18 protein-coding genes are annotated in these 21,424 nt (G+C 65.7%); 10 read left to right on the forward strand and 8 right to left on the reverse strand.

The genetic code is table 11. The features are described from left to right. Positions 1-65 precede the first annotated feature (65 nt). Positions 66-1,073 (forward strand): aldo/keto reductase, encoded by a 1,008-nt coding sequence (locus OCUBac02_RS09455; RefSeq protein ID WP_173045175.1) that lies wholly within the window; start codon positions 66-68, stop codon positions 1,071-1,073. A 13-nt stretch (positions 1,074-1,086) separates the two neighbouring features. On the opposite strand, the gene OCUBac02_RS09460 is transcribed toward OCUBac02_RS09455, so the two are convergent. Both OCUBac02_RS09460 and OCUBac02_RS09465 read right to left on the reverse strand, forming a co-directional pair. Then, a complete protein-coding gene (locus OCUBac02_RS09460) occupies positions 1,087-1,410 on the reverse strand; it encodes a hypothetical protein (RefSeq protein ID WP_047575861.1) in 324 nt (107 codons plus the stop codon). Between the two features lie 138 nt (positions 1,411-1,548). Then, the gene (locus OCUBac02_RS09465) at positions 1,549-2,355 is read right to left on the reverse strand and encodes an MBL fold metallo-hydrolase (protein ID WP_173045177.1); all 807 of its coding nucleotides are present in this window, start codon (positions 2,353-2,355) and stop codon (positions 1,549-1,551) included. Between the two features lie 204 nt (positions 2,356-2,559). Here OCUBac02_RS09465 and ettA point away from each other — a divergent pair, with 204 nt between their 5' ends. The 3 genes from ettA (at position 2,560) to OCUBac02_RS09480 (ending at position 7,026) form a co-directional block, all read left to right on the forward strand. Beyond that, the gene (ettA, locus tag OCUBac02_RS09470; protein ID WP_173045179.1) at positions 2,560-4,212 is read left to right on the forward strand and encodes an energy-dependent translational throttle protein EttA; all 1,653 of its coding nucleotides are present in this window, start codon (positions 2,560-2,562) and stop codon (positions 4,210-4,212) included. Between the two features lie 75 nt (positions 4,213-4,287). Next, on the forward strand, positions 4,288-4,998 hold the full coding sequence (locus OCUBac02_RS09475; protein ID WP_348521652.1) for a VOC family protein: 711 nt from the start codon (positions 4,288-4,290) through the stop codon (positions 4,996-4,998). Positions 4,999-5,238: 240 nt separating this feature from the next. Further along, positions 5,239-7,026, forward strand: a complete 1,788-nt coding sequence (locus OCUBac02_RS09480) for a peptide ABC transporter substrate-binding protein (RefSeq protein ID WP_173045181.1) — start codon at positions 5,239-5,241, stop codon at positions 7,024-7,026. A 122-nt stretch (positions 7,027-7,148) separates the two neighbouring features. Here the strand turns inward: OCUBac02_RS09480 and OCUBac02_RS09485 are convergent, their stop codons facing one another. Further along, positions 7,149-8,318, reverse strand: a complete 1,170-nt coding sequence (locus tag OCUBac02_RS09485) for an alpha-hydroxy acid oxidase (protein ID WP_173045183.1) — start codon at positions 8,316-8,318, stop codon at positions 7,149-7,151. A 95-nt stretch (positions 8,319-8,413) separates the two neighbouring features. Beyond that, positions 8,414-9,037 (reverse strand): YitT family protein, encoded by a 624-nt coding sequence (locus OCUBac02_RS09490; RefSeq protein WP_173045185.1) that lies wholly within the window; start codon positions 9,035-9,037, stop codon positions 8,414-8,416. Positions 9,038-9,574: 537 nt separating this feature from the next. Between OCUBac02_RS09490 and OCUBac02_RS09495 the strand changes: the two genes are divergently transcribed. Continuing rightward, positions 9,575-9,778: a cold-shock protein gene (locus OCUBac02_RS09495; protein ID WP_047581917.1), complete on the forward strand. Its 204-nt coding sequence runs from the start codon at positions 9,575-9,577 to the stop codon at positions 9,776-9,778. Positions 9,779-10,407: 629 nt separating this feature from the next. Here the strand turns inward: OCUBac02_RS09495 and OCUBac02_RS09500 are convergent. The 3 genes from OCUBac02_RS09500 to OCUBac02_RS09510 form a co-directional block, all read right to left on the reverse strand. Continuing rightward, positions 10,408-11,766: an MFS transporter gene (locus OCUBac02_RS09500; protein ID WP_173045187.1), complete on the reverse strand. Its 1,359-nt coding sequence runs from the start codon at positions 11,764-11,766 to the stop codon at positions 10,408-10,410. Between the two features lie 167 nt (positions 11,767-11,933). Beyond that, positions 11,934-13,127, reverse strand: coding sequence for an HlyD family secretion protein (locus tag OCUBac02_RS09505; RefSeq protein ID WP_173045189.1), 1,194 nt, complete (start codon positions 13,125-13,127; stop codon positions 11,934-11,936). Next, positions 13,124-13,549, reverse strand: a complete 426-nt coding sequence (locus OCUBac02_RS09510) for a hypothetical protein (protein ID WP_197933325.1) — start codon at positions 13,547-13,549, stop codon at positions 13,124-13,126. The genes OCUBac02_RS09505 and OCUBac02_RS09510 overlap by 4 nt, the downstream gene beginning before the upstream one ends. A gap of 299 nt (positions 13,550-13,848) precedes the next feature. Between OCUBac02_RS09510 and OCUBac02_RS09515 the strand changes: the two genes are divergently transcribed. The 5 genes from OCUBac02_RS09515 to OCUBac02_RS09535 all read left to right on the forward strand — a co-directional run bounded on the left by OCUBac02_RS09515 (position 13,849) and on the right by OCUBac02_RS09535 (position 20,451). Next, the gene (locus OCUBac02_RS09515) at positions 13,849-14,862 is read left to right on the forward strand and encodes an ArsR/SmtB family transcription factor (protein ID WP_173045191.1); all 1,014 of its coding nucleotides are present in this window, start codon (positions 13,849-13,851) and stop codon (positions 14,860-14,862) included. Beyond that, positions 14,862-15,773, forward strand: a complete 912-nt coding sequence (metF, locus tag OCUBac02_RS09520) for a methylenetetrahydrofolate reductase [NAD(P)H] (RefSeq protein ID WP_173045193.1) — start codon at positions 14,862-14,864, stop codon at positions 15,771-15,773. Before OCUBac02_RS09515 ends, metF begins: the two co-directional genes overlap by 1 nt. 47 nt (positions 15,774-15,820) lie before the next feature. After that, positions 15,821-16,057 carry a hypothetical protein gene (locus OCUBac02_RS09525; RefSeq protein ID WP_173045195.1) on the forward strand — a complete coding sequence of 79 codons (237 nt, stop codon included), beginning with the start codon at positions 15,821-15,823 and terminating at the stop codon, positions 16,055-16,057. A gap of 34 nt (positions 16,058-16,091) precedes the next feature. Further along, the gene (gene metH / locus OCUBac02_RS09530) at positions 16,092-19,844 is read left to right on the forward strand and encodes a methionine synthase (protein ID WP_173045197.1); all 3,753 of its coding nucleotides are present in this window, start codon (positions 16,092-16,094) and stop codon (positions 19,842-19,844) included. A 169-nt stretch (positions 19,845-20,013) separates the two neighbouring features. Beyond that, positions 20,014-20,451, forward strand: coding sequence for a GNAT family N-acetyltransferase (locus OCUBac02_RS09535; RefSeq protein WP_197933326.1), 438 nt, complete (start codon positions 20,014-20,016; stop codon positions 20,449-20,451). Between the two features lie 27 nt (positions 20,452-20,478). On the opposite strand, the gene OCUBac02_RS09540 is transcribed toward OCUBac02_RS09535, so the two are convergent. After that, positions 20,479-21,420, reverse strand: coding sequence for a diguanylate cyclase domain-containing protein (locus tag OCUBac02_RS09540; protein WP_047573905.1), 942 nt, complete (start codon positions 21,418-21,420; stop codon positions 20,479-20,481). Positions 21,421-21,424 lie beyond the last annotated feature (4 nt).

Raw genomic sequence — 21,424 nt, forward strand, 5'->3', positions numbered from 1 at the left:
CGCCTGGCGCTGGTCTCGGATGCCCGGCTGCGGCAGGGTTGGCGACCCCGTTCGAGGATATCGCCATGGATTATCGCCGTCTCGGCCGCTCCGGCCTCAAGGTTTCGCCGCTCTGCCTGGGCACGATGATGTTCGGCGGCCCGACCGACGAGGCGACGTCGCGCCGGATCATCGACAATGCGCGCGAGGCCGGAATCAATTTCATCGACACGGCCGATGCCTATAGCGAGGGCGGCTCCGAGGAGGTCACCGGCCGTGCCATCGCGGCTCATCGCTACGACTGGATCCTGGCGACGAAGGTCGCCAACGCCATGGGGCCGGGGCCGATGCAGGGCGGGCTGTCGCGGCGCTGGGTCCTGCGCGCCTGCGAGGACAGCCTGCGCCGGCTCGGCACCGAGACGATCGATATCTACTACCTCCACAAGGAGGACCATACGACGCCGCTGGAGGAGACGGTGCATGCGATCGCCGATCTCGTCCGGCAGGGCAAGATCCGGCATTTCGGCGTCTCGAACTATCGCGCCTGGCGATTGGCCGAGATCTGCCGGCTCTGCGACGAGATCGGCATCGACCGGCCCGTGGTCAGCCAGCCCTATTACAACGCGATGAACCGTATGCCGGAGGTCGAGCATCTGCCGGCCTGCGGCTATTTCGGGCTGGGCGTCGCCTCCTATTCACCCCTGGCGCGCGGCGTATTGACCGCGAAATACGCCCCGGGCCAGGCGCCGGCCGAGGGCACGCGCGCCGGGCGCGGCGACCGGCGGATGATGCAGGCGGAATGGCGCGAGGAGAGCCTGGTCATCGCCCAGACGATCAGGGACCATGCAGCACGGAAAGGACTGACGCCGATCCAGTTCGCGGTGCGCTGGGTGCTGAACAATGCCTTCGTCACGGCTGCGATCGCCGGTCCGCGCACCTTCGAGCAGTGGGAGGCCTATCTTGCCGCGCTCGATGCCGGTTTCGACGCGGAGGACGAGGCGCTGATCGACCGGCTGGTGCCGGCAGGCCACCCTTCGACGCCGGGCTACAGCGACCCGGCCTATCCGCTGGAGGGGCGCGTCAGCCGCGTCTGAGCGGCGGTTCCGCTCAGTTCATCATGCAGAAGCCGCCGACCACGACATCGGTCTGGCACCAGGGCTTCCTGGCATCGTCGTTCGCCGAAAGGCGCAGCGGCACAGGCTCCTTGGCTTGCGCGGTCGCGGGCGGAAACGGAACGCGCTCGGGCTCTGCGCTTGCGGCTTTTGCACGGCTCGCGCCGGCGGCGAGGCCCGGGACGATGACGACGCTGCGGCTGGTTTTGGCCGACGAACCGGAGCTGCGACCGCCGAAACGGAACTTGGCCGCCTCGGCCTGGACAGGCAGCAAGGCGGCGGTTGCGAGCAGGCAGGCGAGGGCGGCGATGCGGCGCATGAGGATAGTCTCCCGGTTCTCGACAGGATGCCGCGATCTGCCGCAAGGACAAGGAAAGCCTGCAATCAGTCTCAGCGAGGCGTTAATGCCGATGCGAGCGACTGTTCGGGACAGGAGCCGGCATTCCCGGACGAATCGTCAATGCCCGGGCAGGACGACCATGGTGGGCCTGGCCGGCAGTGTCGCCTTGGCCAGCGTGATCGTGGCCTGATCGCGGCGCTCGACCGGCCAGATCTCCTGCGTGCGGGCGAGGAAGCGGGCAAGCGTGCCGCCGCCGAAGAAATGCATGGGTATCATCACCCGCGCCTGGATCGATTTCAGCACGTCAAGCATGCCGGTCTGGTCGAGCGTATAGCTGCCGTCGACCGGGAAGAGCACGATATCGACCCGGCCGAGCGCACGCAGGTGGCCTGCCTCCAGCGGGTGATGCAGATGGCCGAGATGGGCGATGCAGAGTTCGCCGATCTCGAAGACGAAGATCGAGTTGCCGTCATAATCCGTGCCCCCCTCGTAGCTGCGGATATTGGTCGGCACGTTGCGGACGCGGACATCACTGAGCGTGAGGTCGTGCTGCGCCGCGCCACGCCCGGACAGGTCCCAGCCGGGCAGGACATGCTTGATGGCAGGGTCGGGATTGCGCGAATTATGGGTCGAATGCGCCTTGTTCATCGTGGCGATGTCGGGCGTCACCGGCGGGCGGACATAGTCGTTGTAGTCGGTCGCGATCTTCACGCCGCCCGGCGTCTCGATCAGGAAGGTGGCATGGCCGACGAAGGTCAGCCTGGCCTCGTCCTTCGCCAGCTGCACCCGGTGGATCGGCAGGCCGAGGCTCGCCATCTCCGGTCGGCAGCCGGGCTCGTTCGACTGGGCTCGGGCATGCTGAGTCGCCAGCAAAGCCAGGATCAAAGCCGCAAGGATGCGCAACAGGACGGCGGGCAGGCTCATCGGCGGGCTCCGGCAGCGTTCAGGCTGTCAGAGCTTCGGGCAAAAGCCGGGCCGGGGGAAGGGCGCCGGAAGCGCTCTACCGCATTTGTGAAAGGCACCTGCTTCGCCGGCAGGCGGTTGCGGGCGGCGCGCCCGGTCGCTACATAGCGGCCAGATTTCCCGACATCCGTCGCCAAGCGTTCTAAAGCGGAGCCCGCTCGCCCCATGTCCCGCCAGTTCATCTATCATATGCGCGGCCTGTCCAAGACCTATCCGGGCGGCAAGCAGGTCCTGAACAACATCCATCTCTCGTTCTATCCGGACGCCAAGATCGGCGTGCTCGGCGTCAACGGCGCCGGCAAGTCGACCCTGCTCAAGATCATGGCGGGCATGGACAAGGAATGGACCGGCGAGGCCTGGGTCGCCGAAGGCGCGCGCGTCGGCTACCTGCCGCAGGAGCCGAAGCTCGACGAGAGCCTGACCGTGCGCGAGAACGTCATGCTCGGCGTCGCGCCGCAGAAGGCGATCCTCGACCGCTACAACGAACTCGCCATGAACTATTCGGACGAGACCGCCGACGAGATGACCAATCTCCAGGACGAGATCGAGGCCAAGGGCCTATGGGATCTCGATTCCAAGGTCGACCAGGCGATGGATGCGCTGCGCTGCCCGCCGGACGACTGGGCCGTCGACAAGCTCTCGGGCGGCGAGCGTCGCCGCGTCGCCATGTGCAAGCTCTTGCTGGAGCAGCCGGAACTCCTGCTGCTCGACGAGCCGACCAACCATCTCGACGCCGAGACCACCGCCTGGCTCGAAGGGCATCTGCGCACCTATCCGGGCGCGATCCTGATCGTCACCCACGATCGCTACTTCCTCGACAACGTCACGAGCTGGATCCTCGAGCTCGATCGCGGCCAGGGCATCCCCTACGAGGGCAACTACTCGGCCTGGTCGGTGCAGAAGCAGAAGCGCCTCGCCCAGGAAGGCCGCGAGGATGCCTCGCGCCAGAAGACCCTCGAGCGTGAAGCCGAGTGGATGGCGCAGTCGCCGAAGGCCCGCCAGGCCAAGAGCAAGGCCCGCATCCAGCGCTATGACGAGCTCGTCCAGAAGGCCAGCAGCAAGGGGCCGGACACAGCCCAGATCATCATCCCGATCGCCGAGCGACTGGGTAACAACGTCGTCGATTTCGAGGGGCTGTCGAAGGGCTTCCAGGACAAGCTGCTGATCGACGATCTCTCGTTCAAGCTGCCGCCGGGCGGCATTGTCGGCGTGATCGGCCCCAACGGCGCCGGCAAGACGACGCTGTTCAAGATGATCACCGGCGCCGAGAAGCCGGACGCAGGCACGATCAAGGTCGGCGAGAGCGTCCAGCTCGGCTATGTCGACCAGAGCCGCGATTCGCTCGACGACAAGAAGAACGTCTGGGAGGAAATCTCCGGCGGTAACGACGTGCTCTATCTCGGCAAGCGCGAGATCAATTCCCGCGCCTATTGCTCGGCCTTCAACTTCAAGGGCGGCGACCAGCAGAAGAAGGTCGGCTCGCTTTCCGGCGGTGAGCGCAACCGCGTCCATCTCGCCAAGATGCTGAAGTCCGGCGCCAACCTGCTGCTGCTCGACGAGCCGACCAACGACCTCGACGTCGACACCCTGCGCGCGCTGGAAGAGGCCCTGGAGGACTATGCCGGCTGCGCCGTGATCATCAGTCACGATCGCTGGTTCCTCGACCGGATCGCGACCCATATCCTCGCCTTCGAAGGCGACAGCCATGTCGAGTGGTTCGAGGGCAACTTCGCCGATTACGAGGAGGACAAGAAGCGTCGCCTCGGCATCGACAGCACGATCCCGAAACGCATCCAGTACAAGAAGTTCTCGCGCTGACGCTTCAGGCCTGAATCAAGAGAGCCCGTGGTGCCCTACGCTCCGCGGGCTTTTCGTCGGGCTGCTTCAAGATGAATGCCGTGGTGGCGCAGCGATCCGCTGTCGCAGGTGCTGGACGACGGATCTGTTCCGGCCTCAACTGGCGGCATGCTGACTCTCGACCATCTCACCGTCATCGCGCCGACGCTTGTGGAGGGCGTCGCGCATGTTCGCGATTGCCTCGATCTCGATGTGCCCTTCGGGCAGCGGCACGGCTATATGGGCACGCATAATCACCTGCTGCAGCTTGGCGGTTCCGCCTATCTGGAGATCGTCGCGCTCGATCCCGACGGGGCCTATCCCGGACGCGCCCGCTGGTTCGGGCTCGACGACCGGAAGCAGGTCCGGCGGGATTGGGATGCCGGTCGCCGTTTGCGCGCATGGGTAGCCCGGACCGACCGGATCGATGATGTCCTGAAAGGTCGTGAGGCGATCTTCGGCCGCAAGGCCGGGCTGCCGATGGACGCTCCCGTCTTCGATTTCGCCATTCCGGATGACGGCTCGCTGCCCTGGGGCGGGGCGGTTCCCTCGATCATCGACCGGCGCGGCAAGCCGCGCTCGATGGCTTCGATCGCCGATCTGGGCGCGCGGCTGCGCGGGTTCTCGCTGGAACATCCGGAGGCGCAGGCGATCGCGGCGTTGTTGCAGGAGCTGGGCACGGAGCAGGGGCCCATCGTCAGCCATGGGCGGGAGCTGTGCTATCGGGCCCGGATCGAGACGCCCGGAGGGCTCAGGGACTTGAGCTGACGATACGGAAGATTTGATAGCGATTTTCCGTCGAAGGTCAGCGTAATTTAGCCGGAGACAAGAGTAGCAGGCGGGTCCGGTATGCGGTTTCCGACTGACGACTTAAGTTATGATTAAGGCCGCGGCTCCTAGGAGCAGAGTCGCGTCCAAAGCAATTCTGCGCCTTGGAGCTGATAAATCCGATCCGGAACCGGTCAATTTATTGATTGTGTTCTTGCTGCCATGACGTGAAGGTTGACTATGACTAGCCAGTATATCCAGGGTATGGTTGAGGATGTGAAGGAAGGCGGCCTGTCGCGGCGCTCCTTCATCCAGAGGATGGCGGCGCTCGGCATCGCCGCGCCGATTGCGACCCAGATCCTCGCCTGGAACGATGTCGCGATGGCCAATGCCACGCTCGAGTACAAGCCGACCAAGGCCGGCGGCGGCGGGCCGCTGAAGATGCTGCTCTGGCAGGCTCCGACGCTGCTGAACCCGCATTTTGCCTCGGGCACCAAGGACCAGATCGCGTCCCGCGTGTTCTACGAGCCGCTCGCCGGCTGGGACAAGGAAGGCAACCTGATCCCGCAGCTCGCCGCGGAAGTCCCGACCAAGGCCAATGGCGGCCTGTCCGAGGACGGCACCACCGTCACCTGGAAGCTGAAGAAGGACGTGAAATGGCATGACGGCAAGCCGTTCACGGCCGACGACGTCGTCTTCACCTGGGAATATGCCGCCGATCCGGCGACGGCCGCCTACACCACCGGCGCCTACAAGGACATCAAGGTCGAGAAGGTCGACGATCATACCGTCAAGGTGGTCTTCGCCAAGCCGACGCCGTTCTGGGCCGATCCCTTCGTCGGCGTCGCCGGCATGATCATCCCGAAGCACCATTTCGGCGAGTACAAGGGCGCGAAGTCGCGCGAGGCTCCCGCAAACCTCAAGCCCGTCGGCACCGGCCCCTACAAGTTCGTCGAGTTCAAGCCGGGTGACATCCTGACCGGCGCCCGCAACGAGGCTTATCACGTCGCCAACCGTCCGCATTTCGACACGTTCGAGATCAAGGGCGGCGGCGACGCGGTCTCGGCGGCTCGCGCGGTCCTGCAGACCGGCGAGTACGATTACGCCTGGGATACGCTGGTCGAGGACGAGGTTCTGAAGCGCATGGAGATCGGCGGGCGCGGCAAGATCAGTGCTGCGGCTGCCGGCGATGTCGAGTTCATCACTCTGAACACGACCGATCCGTGGACCGAGGTCGATGGCGAGCGCTCCAGCGCCAAGACCAAGCATCCGACCTTGTCGGACCCGGCCGTTCGCCAGGCGATCAACCTGCTGATCGACCGCGACTCGATCCAGAAATTCATCTATGGCCGCGCCGGTGCTGCCACGGCGAGCTTCGTCAACGAGCCCAAGCAGTTCAAGTCGCAGAAGCTCAAATACGAGTTCAGCATCGAGAAGGCGAACAAGATCCTCGACGAGGCCGGCTGGAAGAAGGGCTCGGACGGCATCCGCGAGAAGGACGGCAAGAAGCTCAAATACGTCTTCCAGACCTCGATCAACGCTCCGCGCCAGAAGGTGCAGGCGATCGTGAAGCAGGCCTGCCAGCGCGCCGGCATCGACCTCGAGCTGAAGTCGGTGACGGCCTCGGTGTTCTTCTCGTCCGATGTCGCCAACCCCGACACCTACACCAAGCTCTATGTCGACATGGAGATGTACACGACGACGCAGCCGCAGCCCGATCCGGAGCGCTTCCTCAACCAGTTCACCTCGTGGGAAGTCGCCAGCAAGGAGAACAAGTGGCTGGGCCGCAACGTCTCGCGTTACACGGACCCGGCTGCCGACGAGGCCTACAAGGCCGCGCAGAAGGAACTCGACCCGGCCAAGCGCGCCGCGCTCCTGATCAAGGTCAACGAGATCTTCTGCGAGGCCAACGTCATCCTGCCGATCCTGTCGCGCAAGAAGGTGGTCGCCGCGTCGAACACCCTCTCGCATGACCATTCGGGCTGGGACGTCGATACCTGGAACCTGGCATCCTGGTACCGCGCCTGATCCGGAAATCGGCCCCTTGCGGAGAGTGATCTCCGCAAGGGGGATGCAATGAAGAAGGCCCGGCGGAGCTGCTCCGCCGGGCCTTTTCCTTGGTCGTTGGCTGTTTGACTGGGAGAGCCGCGTCAGCCTGCCAGCCGCCTGATCGCCCCGGCGCGGCCGCCGACGAGGATGCGCTCGTCGACATCCTTGATGTCGCGCAGGCCGCAGAGCGCCATGGTGGTGTCGAGCTCCTTGCGGATGATGTCGAGCGCGGTGGTGACGCCCTGCTCGCCCATGGCGCCGAGCCCGTAGAGGAAGGCGCGGCCGATGAAGGTGCCATGTGCGCCGAGCGCGATCGCCTTGAGCACGTCCTGCCCGGAGCGGATGCCGCCGTCGAACAGGACCTCGATGCGGTTGCCGACCTGTTCGACGATGCCGGGCAGGGCCTCGATCGAGGAGAGCGCGCCGTCGAGCTGGCGGCCGCCATGGTTCGAGACGATCAGGGCGTCGGCGCCGCTCTTGGCGGCCATCTCGGCGTCCTCGGGATCGAGGATGCCCTTCAGGATCAGCTTGCCGCCCCACTGCTCCTTGATCCACTGGACATCGTCCCAGTTCAGCTTCGGGTCGAACTGGCTGGCGGTCCAGGAGGAGAGCGAGGACATGTCGGCGACGCCGGTGACATGGCCGACGATGTTGCCGAACTGCCGGCGCGGCGTGTCCAGCATCTTCAGGCACCACCAGGGCTTGAAGGCGAGGTTGATCAGGTTGGCGATGGTCGGCTTCGGCGGGGCGGAGAGGCCGTTGCGGATATCCTTGTGGCGCTGGCCGAGGATCTGCAGGTCGAGCGTCAGCACCAGGGCCGAGCAGCGGGCGGCCCTGGCGCGCTGGATCAGGCGCGCGATGAAGTCGCGGTCCTTCATCACATAGAGCTGGAACCAGAACGGCGCGCTGGTGTGGTTCGCGACATCCTCGATCGAGCAGATGCTCATGGTCGAGAGCGTGAAGGGCACGCCGGCCTTGGCGGCGGCCCTGGCGGCGAGGATCTCGCCATCGGCGTGCTGCATGCCGGTGAGGCCGGTGGGCGCGAGCGCGACCGGCATCGTGACCGGCTGGCCGATCATCTCCGAGGCGAGCGAGCGGTTGGTCATGTCGACGGCGACGCGCTGGCGCAGCTTGACCTTGGCGAAATCGGTCTCGTTGGCGCGGTAGGTGCCCTCGGTCCAGGCGCCGGAATCGGCGTAGTCGTAGAACATGCGCGGCACGCGGCGCTTGGCCAGAAGGCGCAGGTCTTCGATGGTCAGGGGCTGGGCCATGTCTCGTCTCGCCGTTCGCTACCCGTCGGTGGTCCCGGCTGAGTCGCATGATGGCGGGCCAGGCGCAACCGTCTGCGGCGCAGACGGGCCTCCGGTCAGGAGACCGCCATGTAGCGGCCGGGCTTGTGGTTCATGCCGAGAATGGCGTTGAGCACGAGCGTGCCGACCAGCGAGAGCGCGACCTTGTCCGGCGGCAGCACGAAAAGCGCGGCGGCGAAGATCGCCGCGTCGATGCCGAGCTGGACCCAGCCGGCGCGCAGGCCATGGCGCTCCTGCAGGTAGAGCGCGAGGATGTTGACGCCGCCGATCGCGGTGCGATGGCGCGCCAGCGCCAGCAGGCCGAGCCCCATCGCGACGCCGCCGGCGATGGCGGCATAGAGCGGCGCCACCGCCTCGATGCGGAACCAGCCGGGCGTCGCCCAGACGAAGACCGAGACGAGGCCGACCGCGGCGAAGGTCCGCAGCGTGAAGGGCAGGCCCATCCGCCGGAAGGCGAGCCAGTAGAACGGCAGGTTGAGGATGAAGAAAAGCAGGCTGAAATCCACCCCCGTGCCGAATTGCAGGAGGAGGGCGAGCCCGGCCGCGCCGCCGGTCAGCAGCGTCGCCTTGGCGAAGAGGACGATGCCGAAGCTGATCATCAGCGTGCCCAGCGGCAGGGCGAGGAGGTCTTCGTAGAAGCGGTGCTGCTGCGGCATGGCGGGAACGGCTGTCTGGGACATGGCGAGGCCTGTATCGGCTGGCGGCTTCCGGCACCAGAGGCGAAGCAAGGATCGCGCCGGATAAGGCCGGCTGGCGGAGCGCGATGGCCGCAACCGTGCACGCTCCGAGGGAGGTTCCGAAACAGGGGGCTGCCGGCTTGCGTCGCCCTGCAGCCCGGTACGGCTGACGATGCTGCAGCCTTGCAGTCGATGACGATGCAATCGGCGGAAGGCAGCGGTTTCGCCAAGATGGCGCCTGGTCCGGCGAGGCGAAGACCATCGGCTTCAGGTTGAAGTCGCAGGATATCGGCACCCATGGCGCGTGGCGACGCTACGTCGCCGGTCCCGCGGATATCGGAATCGATCTCGGCGATTCTTCCCGTGCCGGCGCCAAGGCACGGATCGCGTTGACAAAAACTTGACAGGGGCTGAGGCGGGGCTGCCCGTCCTTTCATCTCGACAAGGAGCGGTTTTCGGTCAATCCTTTCATTGCCGGCATAGGAGCCATGCGTTCAGTGCCGGTGTGTGAGAGACGCGTTGGCTTCGAGGGATGTGGCGATGGCGACCGGAACCGTGAAATGGTTCAACACTGAGAAGGGGTTCGGCTTCATTCAACCGGCGGAGGGCGGCAAGGATGTGTTCGTGCACATCACGGCCGTGAAAGAGGCCGGCATGATGACGCTGACGGAGGGGCAGAAGGTTTCGTTCGAGCTGAAGACCGAGCGCGGCAAGACGGCCGCGGGCGATCTGAAGGTGCTCTGAGACCATTCTGTTGCCGTGAGGCTCGCCTGCCGCGCGTGGCAGGGCGGTGGCGAGCGCGCGCCTGACGAATGACGACCGGATCGGCGTTCTCGCCGCATGTCCGGCGCGATGATTCTTGACGCGACAGGATGCGCGCCGAAAGCCCCGTCCAGGCCTGGCCTGCGGGGTTTTGGGCGTGAGCATCCGGGGGATGCGCGGAGCCGGACGGCGTTCGCAGTCGACGGCTGCGTGCCGATGTCGTTGCGATGTCGATGATGTCGAACAGCGACGACCTCGCGCTGCCCGGCTCCGCGCACGGGTCTCTGGGGGTCCGCTCCGCTTGGACGCCCGGCGAGGGCGGAGGCCTGCCTGTTCGGCCTGTGCGAAGTCGGCACCTCCGCGCTGCCAAAGAGAGGATCGCCGTTATCGCATCCTGTAGGACGCGCGGCGATCCAGCGGACCCGCAACGGTCCGGGAGCGCGAAACCCGCAATCCCCTCCGGCCCACGATGCCTCGCGAAGCCCCCCGGTCGGATGGGACGCGCGCAGGATAGGGGCGGGGCTGTGGGGCGGGGATAAGTTTTGCGGTGCGGCGCTGGTTCGTTCCGCCATCTCGCTCAGAAGGCCGCTATGGGTCGGAAGCGGGCATTACTAAAGTGCGGCGGCGGTTGGCCAATAAGGGTGCAGATCGTCGATCACGATCGGATGGGCGTGGCGGCCACCACCATCCTTGAGATGCGGGTGGTCGGCCGGAAGGTCGGGGTGATCGTGCTCCATTGCTTCAGCCGTTTTTGTCGGCCAGAGCCATACGGCCGCGACGGTGGCAGCGGCCGTCGCGAGCCCGAACAGGCCGGCTAACGCCGCCAGGGGCAATGACGCACCCAGCCAACCCGCGAGTGGGTAGGTGACGAGCCAACACGCGTGCGAGAGAGCGAACTGGGCCGCGAATACAGCCGGACGATCCTCTGCGTGAGCCGAGCGCCTGAGCAGCCGGCCCGAAGGGGTCTGGGTGGCCGAATACCCAACGCCAAGCAGTCCCCACGTCAGCAGCAGGACGGACCAGCCTGATGCCGTACCGGCTGGCGCGACGATCCAGCCGTTGATGTACAAGACGGCCGAGAAGGTTGCGAGAACGACGGTGAGGAGGGTTGCGCCGGCGAGCATGACAGTACGGTCGGCGACGCGCTCCAACACCCGCGGAAGAGTCAGGGCGGACAACATGGACCCGCCACCAAAGCAAGCAAGCGCAAGGGCCACCGCCTTGTCGTCGAGGCCGAGGCGCCCCTTCACGATGACAACCGTGTTCACGATGACCAAGGCCCCGCCCATCGCCACCGCCATGTTCAACGCCAGCAGTCCCCGCAGCCGTGGCGTTGCCAGGTAGATGCGCGAGCCGCGTGTAGTCCTATTGTAGATGCCGCCTTCGCTGGGCTTCGCCGGGGACACGGGAAGGATGACCGAAAGAACCAGCGCCGCCGAGATCAGGAAGCCCGCCATTGTTCCTGCAAAGAGCCAGTGGAAGTTGATGGCAGTGAGCAGCGCGGCGGCCAGCATGGGGCTGACGATGCTTTCGAGGTCATAGGCCAACCGCGAGAGTGACAAGGCGCTGGTGTAGTCCTCCTCTTTGGGCAACACGTCGGGGATGGTCGCCTGAAACGTTGGCGTGAAGGCAGCCGATGCCGACTGCAGTAAGAAAACGGCGATGTAGATCTGCCAAACCTCGGTGATGAAGGGCAGCGACAGGGCGATGGCCGCCCTGACCAAGTCCATCGAGATCAGGAACGCCCGCCTTGGAAGCTGGGCGGAAAATGCGCCAACGACGGGCGCCACCGTGACGTAGGCAATCATCTTGATGGCTAACGCGGTGCCAAGCACAGTTCCTGCCCGATCATCGGCGATGTCGAAGGCGAGCAAGCCGAGCGCGACCGTCAGGAGGCCTGTGCCTATCAACGCGATGATCTGGGCCGAGAAGAGCCGCCCGTAGGTACGATGCGCGAGGACCCTGAACATGCCGAACGCTATGCCGCGGAGGCTGGTGTTGCAACATTTGTGATAGCCAGCCGCAGAAAGCGTCTTGATGTCAGCTACGGGCCTGCAACGGGCGCAAAAAGCGGACGCCGCGACCCGCACGCCATTGCTTTCAACACGGCGCCGTTTCCCGGCCAGACGCCGGTTGGCTAATGACCACCTCCGGCAAGGCCGATTCCGGCGATCAGCGCGCCCCACACCTTCAGGCGCAGGCCGACGGCCTTGACCACGCCGGTGGCCGCGATCAGGTGTCCCGTAAACCCCGGCAGATTGTTCGTATAGGTCTGAACGATGCAGCCGGTGCCGTCGAGCATGATCTTCTCCTGCTCCTTGTTCTCCAGTTCGAGATAGACCAGCAGCGACCCGCGCGGGATGCGCTCGCTAAGCTCTATCAGCCGTCCTCCCGGCGCGATCTGGCCGGTCGATATCGCAGGCTGGATATGACGAACCCGCGCGGGCAGCACCGTGTTGCTGAAGCTCAGCCCGATATTGGTGTCGCAGGAGATTTCTGCAGGCATGCCCTCATAGAGGGTGGTGCGCGATACCTGGGAAAAGCCGGCCGTGATCCTGAGCGGAAGGTCGCTCGGGCGGTCGGGAATGATCACCATGGCGGGGCTCAATATCAGCGTGGACGCTGGACTTCCGGCGCTCAGGGCCAATTGCGTCACGACGCCGTCGGTGAACGAGCGCACCTCGGTCATTCCCAGCGCAACCCTGGCGCTTTCCAGAGTCGCCTCGGCAGCCTTTCGCTGCGCGGGGAGCGTCTGGGAAATATCGGCCTGGGCCAGGCTTTGCTGGGCTTGTGCCGCCGCCAGATTTGCCTCGCCGATCGCCACGGACGACTCCGCCAGGCGCACGGCTTCCCGCGTGCCGGAGTTCCTGGCGACCAGAGTCTGCGCGTTTTCGAGATCGCCCCGCAGCTTGTCCAGCGAAGCGCTCGACACGGCCACGCTCGCCTGCGCGACCTTCAAGGCCTCGGAAGCCTTGGCCTCGGCGGCCGTGATCTTGTCGAATTCGGCCTCTGCCTGCTTCAGCGCCGCCTTCTGGGTGTTGTTCTCGATCCGGAACAGCAGATCGCCGGCAGAAACCTTCTGCATGTTCTTGACGGCGACCTCGGTCACCGGACCGCTCGTCTGCGCGACGATCGATACGGTGCGGTAAGGCAGCAGGCCGGAATATGATTTCGGATGGAAATAGAAGATCGCGACGAAGAGGAAGAACGCGAGCACGGCCCAGAGGAACACCGCCGTGCGCATGTTCCAGACGGTCATGGCTTCGCCGCGACGCTTCAACTGATAGTAGCGGAAAACCGCCGGAAAGGAGGTCAGGAGGATCTCGATCATGCTCCTGCCCCCTCTGCCTGGGCAGGGCGGGCAACGGCCGCGACACCGGGCGGCTCCGTTTCGACGGCTGCCGGGGGAGCGACGGATTCCTCCTGGTCCTCCCGAATTCGCGGGACATGGAAGCGTGACCAATCCGCCATGAGCGCAAGAAGGACCGCGCTCAGCGGAAGGAAGAAGTGGAAATGCTCAAGCGGGAAGACTTCATAAAGCAGGGCTATCGCCAACAGCGTCGGGATCGTCTTGGCCAGCGGGGTGCCCTGCGAGCTGTGCTCGGCCCAACGGTCGAACGCCGCATAGAGAGTCACGATGCCGTACAGCGCCAGGCAGATTAATGCCAATGCCACCCAGGCCAACATGTCCGTCTCACCGGGAGCGGTGAACCAGGATGGGCTCGAATGTCCGAGCTCGGCTTGCGTCGCCATCGAATAAGCCCTTAGCGAACAATGCGCAGGCAGCTTATCGAGCGTCCATGCAGGAAGCGCAAGGGGCAGGCGTGTCGAGGCGCGGCGCCGGGCAGCGTCGAAAACGAATCCGGCCGACCTTTGCCCTGGGGGCCTCAGGCGCCAACGGCATCGCTTCGCTTTCACCGAGCCAGGTTTCGATCCGGAGGGCGAAAGAGCCTCCGTCCTATCTTCCGCACGACAATCCGCTTGCACGAACGGTGTATTCGATATAAAGATATCTTTATATCTTTTTCCTTGTCGACAGAGGACGCCAGCGCGTGTGGCAGCCGACGACATTGTCTTCCGATGTGCTTCTCGCGGGTCTCAGGGCCGCCGGCGAGGAGACGCGGCTGCGCATTCTCGCGCTGCTCTCCGAGGGCGAGCTCTCGGTCTCCGATCTCACCGACATTCTCGGCCAGTCGCAGCCGCGCATCTCGCGGCATCTCAAGCTGCTCGCCGAGGCCGGGCTGGTGCGGCGCTCGCGCGAAGGCGCCTGGGCCTTCTTCCGCCTCGACGAGACCGGGCCCGGCGGCGCATTTGCCGCCTCGCTCGCCGCCTGGCTCGACCTGAGCGACCCGGTGCTTGCGGCCGATCGCGAGCGGCTCGCCGCCGTCCGGACGACGCGGGCGGAAGCCGCGCAGAGCTATTTCGCCAGCGTCGCGCGCGATTGGGACCGGCTGCGCGGCCTGCATGTGCCCGATCATGCCGTGGAGGCGGCTGTCGAGGACGCCGTCGGCGAGGGCTCGCCCGGCGCCATGCTCGATCTCGGCACCGGTACAGGCCGCATGCTGGAGCGGATCGCGCCGAAATTCGGCCGCGCCGTCGGCGTCGATGCCAACCACGCGATGCTGGCGGTGGCGCGGGCCAATCTGGAGCAGGCGGGTCTGTCGCGCGTCGAGCTGCGGCAGGGCGACATCTATGCGCTGCCCTTCGCGCGCGGCTCCTTCGATCTCGTCGTGATCCATCAGGTGCTGCATTTCCTCGACGATCCCGGCCGGGCCGTGCGCGAGGCGGCGGCGATGCTAGCACCCGGCGGGCGGCTGGTCGTCGTCGATTTCGCGCCGCACGAGATGGAATTCCTGCGGACCGAGCATGCGCATCGCCGGCTCGGCTTCTCCCGCCAGCAGATCGCTGCTTGGTTTGCCGAGGCCGGCCTGTCCTGCGATCTCTCCCGCGAAGTCACCCTTGCCGATGGCGGCTCGGGCCAGCTCCCGGTCATGCTCTGGCGTGGCCGCGACCGGCGCGTCCAGGCCGATCCGCCGGCCCGCACGATCAATCTCGAGGTTGCGTGATGAATGCTTTCCGCCCCAGCCGCCACGGCTCGCGCCGCCCGCGCGTCTCCTTCGAATTCTTCCCGCCGAAGACGGAGGAGATGGAGCTCGCGCTCTGGGAGAGCGTGCGCCGGCTCGAGCCGCTCGGCCCCAGCTTCGTCTCGGTGACCTATGGCGCCGGCGGCTCCACCCGCGAGCGCACCCACGCCACCGTCAAGCGCATGGTCGAGGAGACGCGCCTGAGCCCGGCCGCGCATCTCACCTGCGTCTCGGCTTCCAAGGCCGAGATCGACGAGGTCATCCGTTCCTATTGGGATGCCGGCGTGCGCCATGTCGTGGCCCTGCGCGGCGATCCGGCCGGCGGGCTCGGCACGGCTTACGAGCCGCACCCGGACGGCTATCACCAGACTTCGGACCTCGTCGCCGGCCTCAAGCGGATCGGCGATTTCGAGGTGACGGTCTCGGCCTATCCGGAGAAGCACCCGGAAGCCGCTTCGCTCGATGCGGATATCGACGCGCTCAAGAAGAAGGTCGATGCCGGCGCGACGCGCGCGATCACCCAGTTCTTCTTCGATAACGACGTCTATTTCCGCTATCTCGACAAGGTGCGCGCGCGCGGCATCGAGATCCCGATCCTGCCGGGCATCGTGCCCGTCCAGAACTTCAAGCAGACCGCCAACTTCGCCCGCAAGACCGGCGCCAGCGTGCCGCAATGGCTGGCCGACCGTTTCGAAGGGCTTGAGGACGATGCCGCGACGCGTCGCCTCGTCGCGGCTGCCGTCTGCGCCGAGCAGGTGCTGGACCTGATCGACCGCGGCGCCACCGACCTGCATTTCTACACGATGAACAAGGCCGACCTCGTCTATGCCATCTGCCATCTCGTCGGCCTGAAGCCCGAGAAGCCGGCGGCGCAGGCCGTGGCGGCGGAGTGATAATACGAGGCCGCACCCTATATAGAGGGTGTCGCAGGAGAACGACGATGGCCGATCCGGAGAACCTGATCCTTGCAAAACTGCGGAAGATGGAAGCTGCCATCGAACGTGGGTTTTTCCTCGTCAATGATCGTCTCGACCGGCTGGAAACGAAGGTCGAAAATGTGAAACAAGCGGCCTTTGGTGAATCTGTCCTCGGCCGTTATGCGGCGGCCGAGGTCGAGACCCGCTTGGATGCGCTCGAGCAGCGCATCGCGGAAATCGACAAGAACAAAAAGAAATAAGCGCGCTGCCCGATTTTTCCTTGAGGCTTGCTGAATGTCTTCTTTTATTCCCGCCCCGGTCGACGGCGCCGAGATCGAGCGCTCCCTGCACGCCGCGGCACGCGAGCGCATCCTCGTCCTCGACGGCGCGATGGGCACGCAGATCCAGGATCTGAAGCTCTCCGAAGCGGATTTCCGCGGCGAGCGCTTCAAGGGCTTCAACCACGACCTCAAGGGCAATAACGATATCATCGCCCTGACCCAGGGCGAGGCGCTGCGCGACATCCATCTCGCCTATTTCCGGGCGGGAGCCGATATCGTCGAGACCAATACCTTCTCGGGCACCTCGATCGCCCAGGCCGATTACGGCATGGAGGCCTATGTCTACGAATTGAATGTCGCCTGCTCGCGCATCGCCCGCGAGGCGGCCGCCATCGCCGAGAGGGAGGACGGGCGCCGCCGCTTCGTCGCCGGCGCGATCGGTCCGACCAACCGCACGCTCTCGATCTCGCCCGACGTCAACAATCCCGGCTTCCGTGCCGTGAGCTTCGATCAGGTCCGCGATTCCTATGCCGAGCAGGTGCGGGGCCTGATCGACGGCGGTTCCGAATTGCTGCTGATCGAGACGATCTTCGACACGCTCAATGCCAAGGCCGCGATCGTCGCGATCGAGCAGGTCTATCGCGAGAAAGCCTTACGCCTGCCGGTGATGATCTCCGGCACGATCACCGACCTTTCGGGCCGCACGCTCTCCGGCCAGACGGTCGAGGCCTTCTGGAACGCCGTACGCCATGCAGCCCCGCTGACCATCGGCCTCAACTGCGCGCTCGGCGCGCGCGAGATGCGGGCGCATATCAAGGACATGTCGCGCATTGCCGACACGCTGGTCTGCGCCTATCCGAATGCCGGCCTGCCCAACGAATTCGGCCTCTATGACGAACGGCCGGAAGCGACGGCCAAGATGCTGGCCGAGTTCGCCGATGCGGGTTTCGTGAATGTCGTCGGCGGCTGCTGCGGCACCACGCCCGGCCATATCGAGGCGATCGCACAGGCGGTCGCTGGCAAGGCGCCGCGCCAGATCCCGGAGGCGAAGCCCTGGCTGCGTCTCGCCGGCCTTGAGCCCTTCACGCTCGACGAGACCATTCCCTTCGTCAACGTCGGCGAGCGCACCAACGTCACCGGCTCGGCCAAGTTCAGGAAGCTGATCACGGCCGGCGACTATGCCGCCGCGCTCGACGTGGCGCGCGACCAGGTCGCCAACGGCGCGCAGGTGATCGACATTAACATGGACGAGGGCCTGCTCGATTCCGAGAAGGCGATGACCGAGTTCTGCAACCTGATCGCCTCGGAGCCGGATATCTCGCGCGTGCCGATCATGGTCGACTCGTCGAAATTCCCGGTGATCGAGGCGGGCCTCAAGACGATCCAAGGGAAGCCGATCGTCAACTCGATCTCGATGAAGGAGGGCGAGGAAGCCTTCCTCGAGCAGGCGCGCATCTGCCGGCAGTACGGCGCGGCGGTCGTGGTGATGGCCTTCGACGAGGTCGGGCAGGCCGACACATTCCAGCGCAAGATCGAGATCTGCACGCGGGCCTACAAGCTGCTGACCGAGACGATCGGATTCCCGCCCGAGGACATCATCTTCGACCCGAACATCTTCGCGGTGGCGACGGGCATCGAGGAGCACGACAACTACGGCAACGACTTCATCGACGCGACCCGTGCGATCCGCGAGACCCTGCCGCACGCCCATATCTCGGGCGGCGTCTCGAACCTGTCCTTCTCGTTCCGCGGCAACGAGAAGGTGCGCGAGGCGATGCATTCCGTGTTCCTCTACCACGCCATCAAGGCGGGGATGGACATGGGCATCGTCAATGCCGGCCAGCTCGGCAGCTATGACGATCTCGATCCCGAACTGCGCGAGCTCTGCGAGGACGTCGTCCTCAACCGCCGCAAGGATTCGACCGAGCGCCTGCTGGAGGCCGCGCCGCGCTTCAAGGGCGATGGTTCGGTCGCGGCGTCCGGCAAGGATCTCGCCTGGCGCGAATTGCCGGTCGAGAAGCGGCTGGAGCATGCGCTGGTCGCCGGCATCACCGAGTTCATCGATGTCGATACGGAAGAGGCGCGGCTGAAGGCCGAGAAGCCGCTGCATGTCATCGAAGGGCCGCTGATGGCCGGCATGAACGTGGTCGGCGACCTGTTCGGCTCGGGCAAGATGTTCCTGCCGCAGGTGGTGAAATCCGCTCGCGTGATGAAGCAGGCCGTCGCCTATCTGATGCCCTATATGGAGGAGGAGAAGCGCCTGAACGGCGGCTCCGAGCGCTCGGCCGCCGGCAAGGTGCTGATGGCGACGGTGAAGGGCGATGTCCACGATATCGGCAAGAACATCGTCGGCGTCGTGCTCCAGTGCAACAATTACGAGGTGATCGACCTCGGCGTGATGGTGCCGACCCAGAAGATCCTGGAGACGGCGCGCAAGGAAAACGTCGATATCATCGGGCTCTCCGGGCTGATCACGCCCTCGCTCGACGAGATGGTGACCGTCGCCTCCGAGATGGAGCGCGAGGGCTTCGACATCCCCTTGCTGATCGGCGGGGCGACGACGAGCCGCGTCCATACGGCGGTGAAGATCCATCCGGCCTATGAGAAGGGCCAGGCGGTGCATGTGAACGACGCCTCGCGCGCTGTCGGCGTCGTCTCCAGCCTGCTCTCGTCGGAGCAGAAGCCGGGTTATGTCGCCGGCGTGCAGGCGGAATATGCCAAGGTCGCCGAGGCGCATCGCCGCTCGGAGGCCGAGAAGCAGCGCCTGCCGCTGGCGCGCGCCCGCGCCAACGCCTTCAAGACGGATTGGGCGAACTACACTCCGCCGAAGCCGAGCTTCCTGGGCACGCGGACCTTCCGCACCTACGACATCGCCGATCTCGTGCCGGTGATCGACTGGACGCCGTTCTTCCAGACCTGGGAGCTGAAGGGCCGCTTCCCCGCGATTCTGCAGGACGAGAAGCAGGGCGAGGCGGCGCGCGCGCTCTGGGACGACGCGCAGGCGATGCTGAAGCGCGTCGTCGAGGAGCGCTGGTTCAACCCGAAGGCTGTGATCGGCTTCTGGCCGGCCAATGCCGTCGGCGACGATATCCGGCTCTATACCGGCGAGAGCCGGCAGGAAGAGCTCGCGACCTTCCACGGCTTGCGCCAGCAACTCTCGAAGCGCGACGGCAAGCCGAACATGTGCCTGTCCGATTTCGTCGCGCCGGAAGGTATTGCGCCGGACTATATCGGCACCTTCGTCGTCACGGCGGGCGCCGAGGAAGAGCGCATCTCCGAGAAGTTCGCGCGCGATAACGACGATTACCGCTCGATCATGGTCAAGGCGCTGGCGGACCGGTTCGCCGAAGCCTTTGCCGAGCGGATGCACCAGCTCGTGCGCAAGGAGTTCTGGGGCTATGCGCCGGACGAGACCTTCACGAATGACGAGCTGATCCGCGAGGAATATCGCGGCATCCGTCCGGCGCCGGGCTATCCGGCCCAGCCCGACCATACTGAGAAGGAGACGCTGTTCCGGCTGCTGGAGGCGGAGCGCCGCGTCGGCGTGAAGCTGACCGAAAGCTATGCGATGTGGCCGGGCTCCTCGGTCTCCGGGCTCTATTTCGCGCATCCGGAGGCGTATTATTTCGGCGTCGCCAAGGTCGAGCGCGATCAGGTCGAGGATTATGCCGCACGCAAGGGCATGACGATCGAAGAGGTCGAGCGCTGGCTCGCGCCGATCCTCAACTACGACACGTCAGGCTATCGCCTGCAGGCGGCGGAATAGTTGGGCTGGCGGGAGAGGCGGCATTGCATCTCCCGCCCTCATCCTGAGGAGCGAGCTGGGGGCTCGCGTCTCGAAGGATGGTCCAGATCGCTCTGGAGCCTCTTGAAACATCCTTCGAGACGCATTCTTTCAGAATGGCTCCTCAGGACGAGGGCTCGGGGGAACGACTGTGACGACGACCGACGAGACAAGGCTGATCCGCAAGGCAGTGGCGGCGGATGAACCGCGCATCCGTGCGATCCGTATGGGCGTGCGCGAGAACATCCTCAGCGACCCCACGAAGGTCACGGACGAGGATGTCGCCTGGTATCGCGAGCAGGCGATCTTCCTTGTCGCTGAAGAGGCGGGCGAGATCGCGGGATTCGCCTGCGCCAACCATCAGACCGGGCTGATCTGGGCCCTGTTCATCGATCCCGCGCTGGAGGGGCGGGGCCATGGCCGCGCGCTGATCGATGCGGCTCTGGCTGGATTGAAGGTTGCGGGCCATGCCCAGGCCTGGCTCGAAACCGGGGCGGGCACGCGAGCGGAGCGCTTCTATGTCCGCCATGGCTGGCGCGATATGGGCCGAGGCCTCGACGGGCAGATCGTCTTCACCCGGCTGCTGTGAGAGCGGCCCGGAGGCTGCCGGCGTATGTCAGCCGGCGAGCGCGACCCGGCTGACGGCCGTCACCGGCCCGTCGAAGACGCGAACGCAATCGCCGCCGGCCATGCCGGCGACCTGAAGCGCGGCTTCTGCCTCGGCGAAGATCTCGTTCTGCTCGCGATAGCCCTCCGGCGTCAGCAGGGCCGCGCCGATCGAGAGCGTGAAATCGATGACGTGATGGCCGCGCGACATCGGGCGGCACAGCAATTTGCGCGTGCCCGACAGCATCGAGGCGAGATAGCCCTTGTCGCCGGGCATGCGCAGCAGCAGGGCGAACGCGCCGGGGCCGGTCTGGTCGATGGCCAGCGCGTCCGGGAACAGCCGGCGCAGCCGCTCGCCGAAATGGCGGATCACGTCGTCGCCCGCAGCCTGGCCGTAATTCTCGACGAGCGTCGCGAACCTGTCGATGCCGAAGATCGCGAGAGCGAAGCGCTCGGGCTCGCGACCGCGCTCGTGCCTGAACTGGCGCAAGGCATCGCTGAAGCTGCGACGCGCCGTCAGGCTCGTCGAGGCATTGGCTCGCATGAGCGAGGCGGTCTCGCTCCACAGCCCCTTCTCGGCGGTGACGTCCTGTTTCGAGCCGAAGATGCGGATCGGCCGGCCGTGTTCATGACCCACGCCGACGATGAGGCGCATCCAGCGCTTCTCGCCACTCGCCGCCCTGATCCGGCAATCCAGCGCGAACCCCTGACCGGTGCCGATCGCCTTGCTGCGCGCCTGGTTCATCTCGCGACGCGAGCGCTCCTCGTAGAGGTCAAGCGTGGCGCTGCGATAGATGGCGGATCCGCGCTGCAGGCCGAACAGGTCGTAGACGCCGTCGGTCCAGCTCAGCGATTCCGTGGCGAGATTGCATTCCCAGGCGCCGACGGCGGCGGCCGCGAGCGCGCGATCATAGTGAGGCTGCGTTGCCGCGGTAAGCTGCTGGCTGTTCACGGGT

Origin of the sequence: Bosea sp. ANAM02 (genome assembly GCF_011764485.1) — a bacterium.
Lineage (GTDB): Bacteria > Pseudomonadota > Alphaproteobacteria > Rhizobiales > Beijerinckiaceae > Allobosea.

Excerpts from the sequence above, each read along its gene's own strand:
- OCUBac02_RS09455 (WP_173045175.1), top strand. The coding sequence starts at position 66 with ATGGATTATCGCCGTCTCGGCCGCTCCGGCCTCAAGGTTTCGCCGCTC.
- OCUBac02_RS09460 (WP_047575861.1), bottom strand. The coding sequence starts at position 1,410 with ATGCGCCGCATCGCCGCCCTCGCCTGCCTGCTCGCAACCGCCGCCTTG.
- OCUBac02_RS09465 (WP_173045177.1), bottom strand. The coding sequence starts at position 2,355 with ATGAGCCTGCCCGCCGTCCTGTTGCGCATCCTTGCGGCTTTGATCCTG.
- ettA (WP_173045179.1), top strand. The coding sequence starts at position 2,560 with ATGTCCCGCCAGTTCATCTATCATATGCGCGGCCTGTCCAAGACCTAT.
- OCUBac02_RS09475 (WP_348521652.1), top strand. The coding sequence starts at position 4,288 with ATGCCGTGGTGGCGCAGCGATCCGCTGTCGCAGGTGCTGGACGACGGA.
- OCUBac02_RS09480 (WP_173045181.1), top strand. The coding sequence starts at position 5,239 with ATGACTAGCCAGTATATCCAGGGTATGGTTGAGGATGTGAAGGAAGGC.
- OCUBac02_RS09485 (WP_173045183.1), bottom strand. The coding sequence starts at position 8,318 with ATGGCCCAGCCCCTGACCATCGAAGACCTGCGCCTTCTGGCCAAGCGC.
- OCUBac02_RS09490 (WP_173045185.1), bottom strand. The coding sequence starts at position 9,037 with ATGTCCCAGACAGCCGTTCCCGCCATGCCGCAGCAGCACCGCTTCTAC.
- OCUBac02_RS09495 (WP_047581917.1), top strand. The coding sequence starts at position 9,575 with ATGGCGACCGGAACCGTGAAATGGTTCAACACTGAGAAGGGGTTCGGC.
- OCUBac02_RS09500 (WP_173045187.1), bottom strand. The coding sequence starts at position 11,766 with ATGTTCAGGGTCCTCGCGCATCGTACCTACGGGCGGCTCTTCTCGGCC.
- OCUBac02_RS09505 (WP_173045189.1), bottom strand. The coding sequence starts at position 13,127 with ATGATCGAGATCCTCCTGACCTCCTTTCCGGCGGTTTTCCGCTACTAT.
- OCUBac02_RS09510 (WP_197933325.1), bottom strand. The coding sequence starts at position 13,549 with ATGGCGACGCAAGCCGAGCTCGGACATTCGAGCCCATCCTGGTTCACC.
- metF (WP_173045193.1), top strand. The coding sequence starts at position 14,862 with ATGAATGCTTTCCGCCCCAGCCGCCACGGCTCGCGCCGCCCGCGCGTC.
- OCUBac02_RS09525 (WP_173045195.1), top strand. The coding sequence starts at position 15,821 with ATGGCCGATCCGGAGAACCTGATCCTTGCAAAACTGCGGAAGATGGAA.
- metH (WP_173045197.1), top strand. The coding sequence starts at position 16,092 with ATGTCTTCTTTTATTCCCGCCCCGGTCGACGGCGCCGAGATCGAGCGC.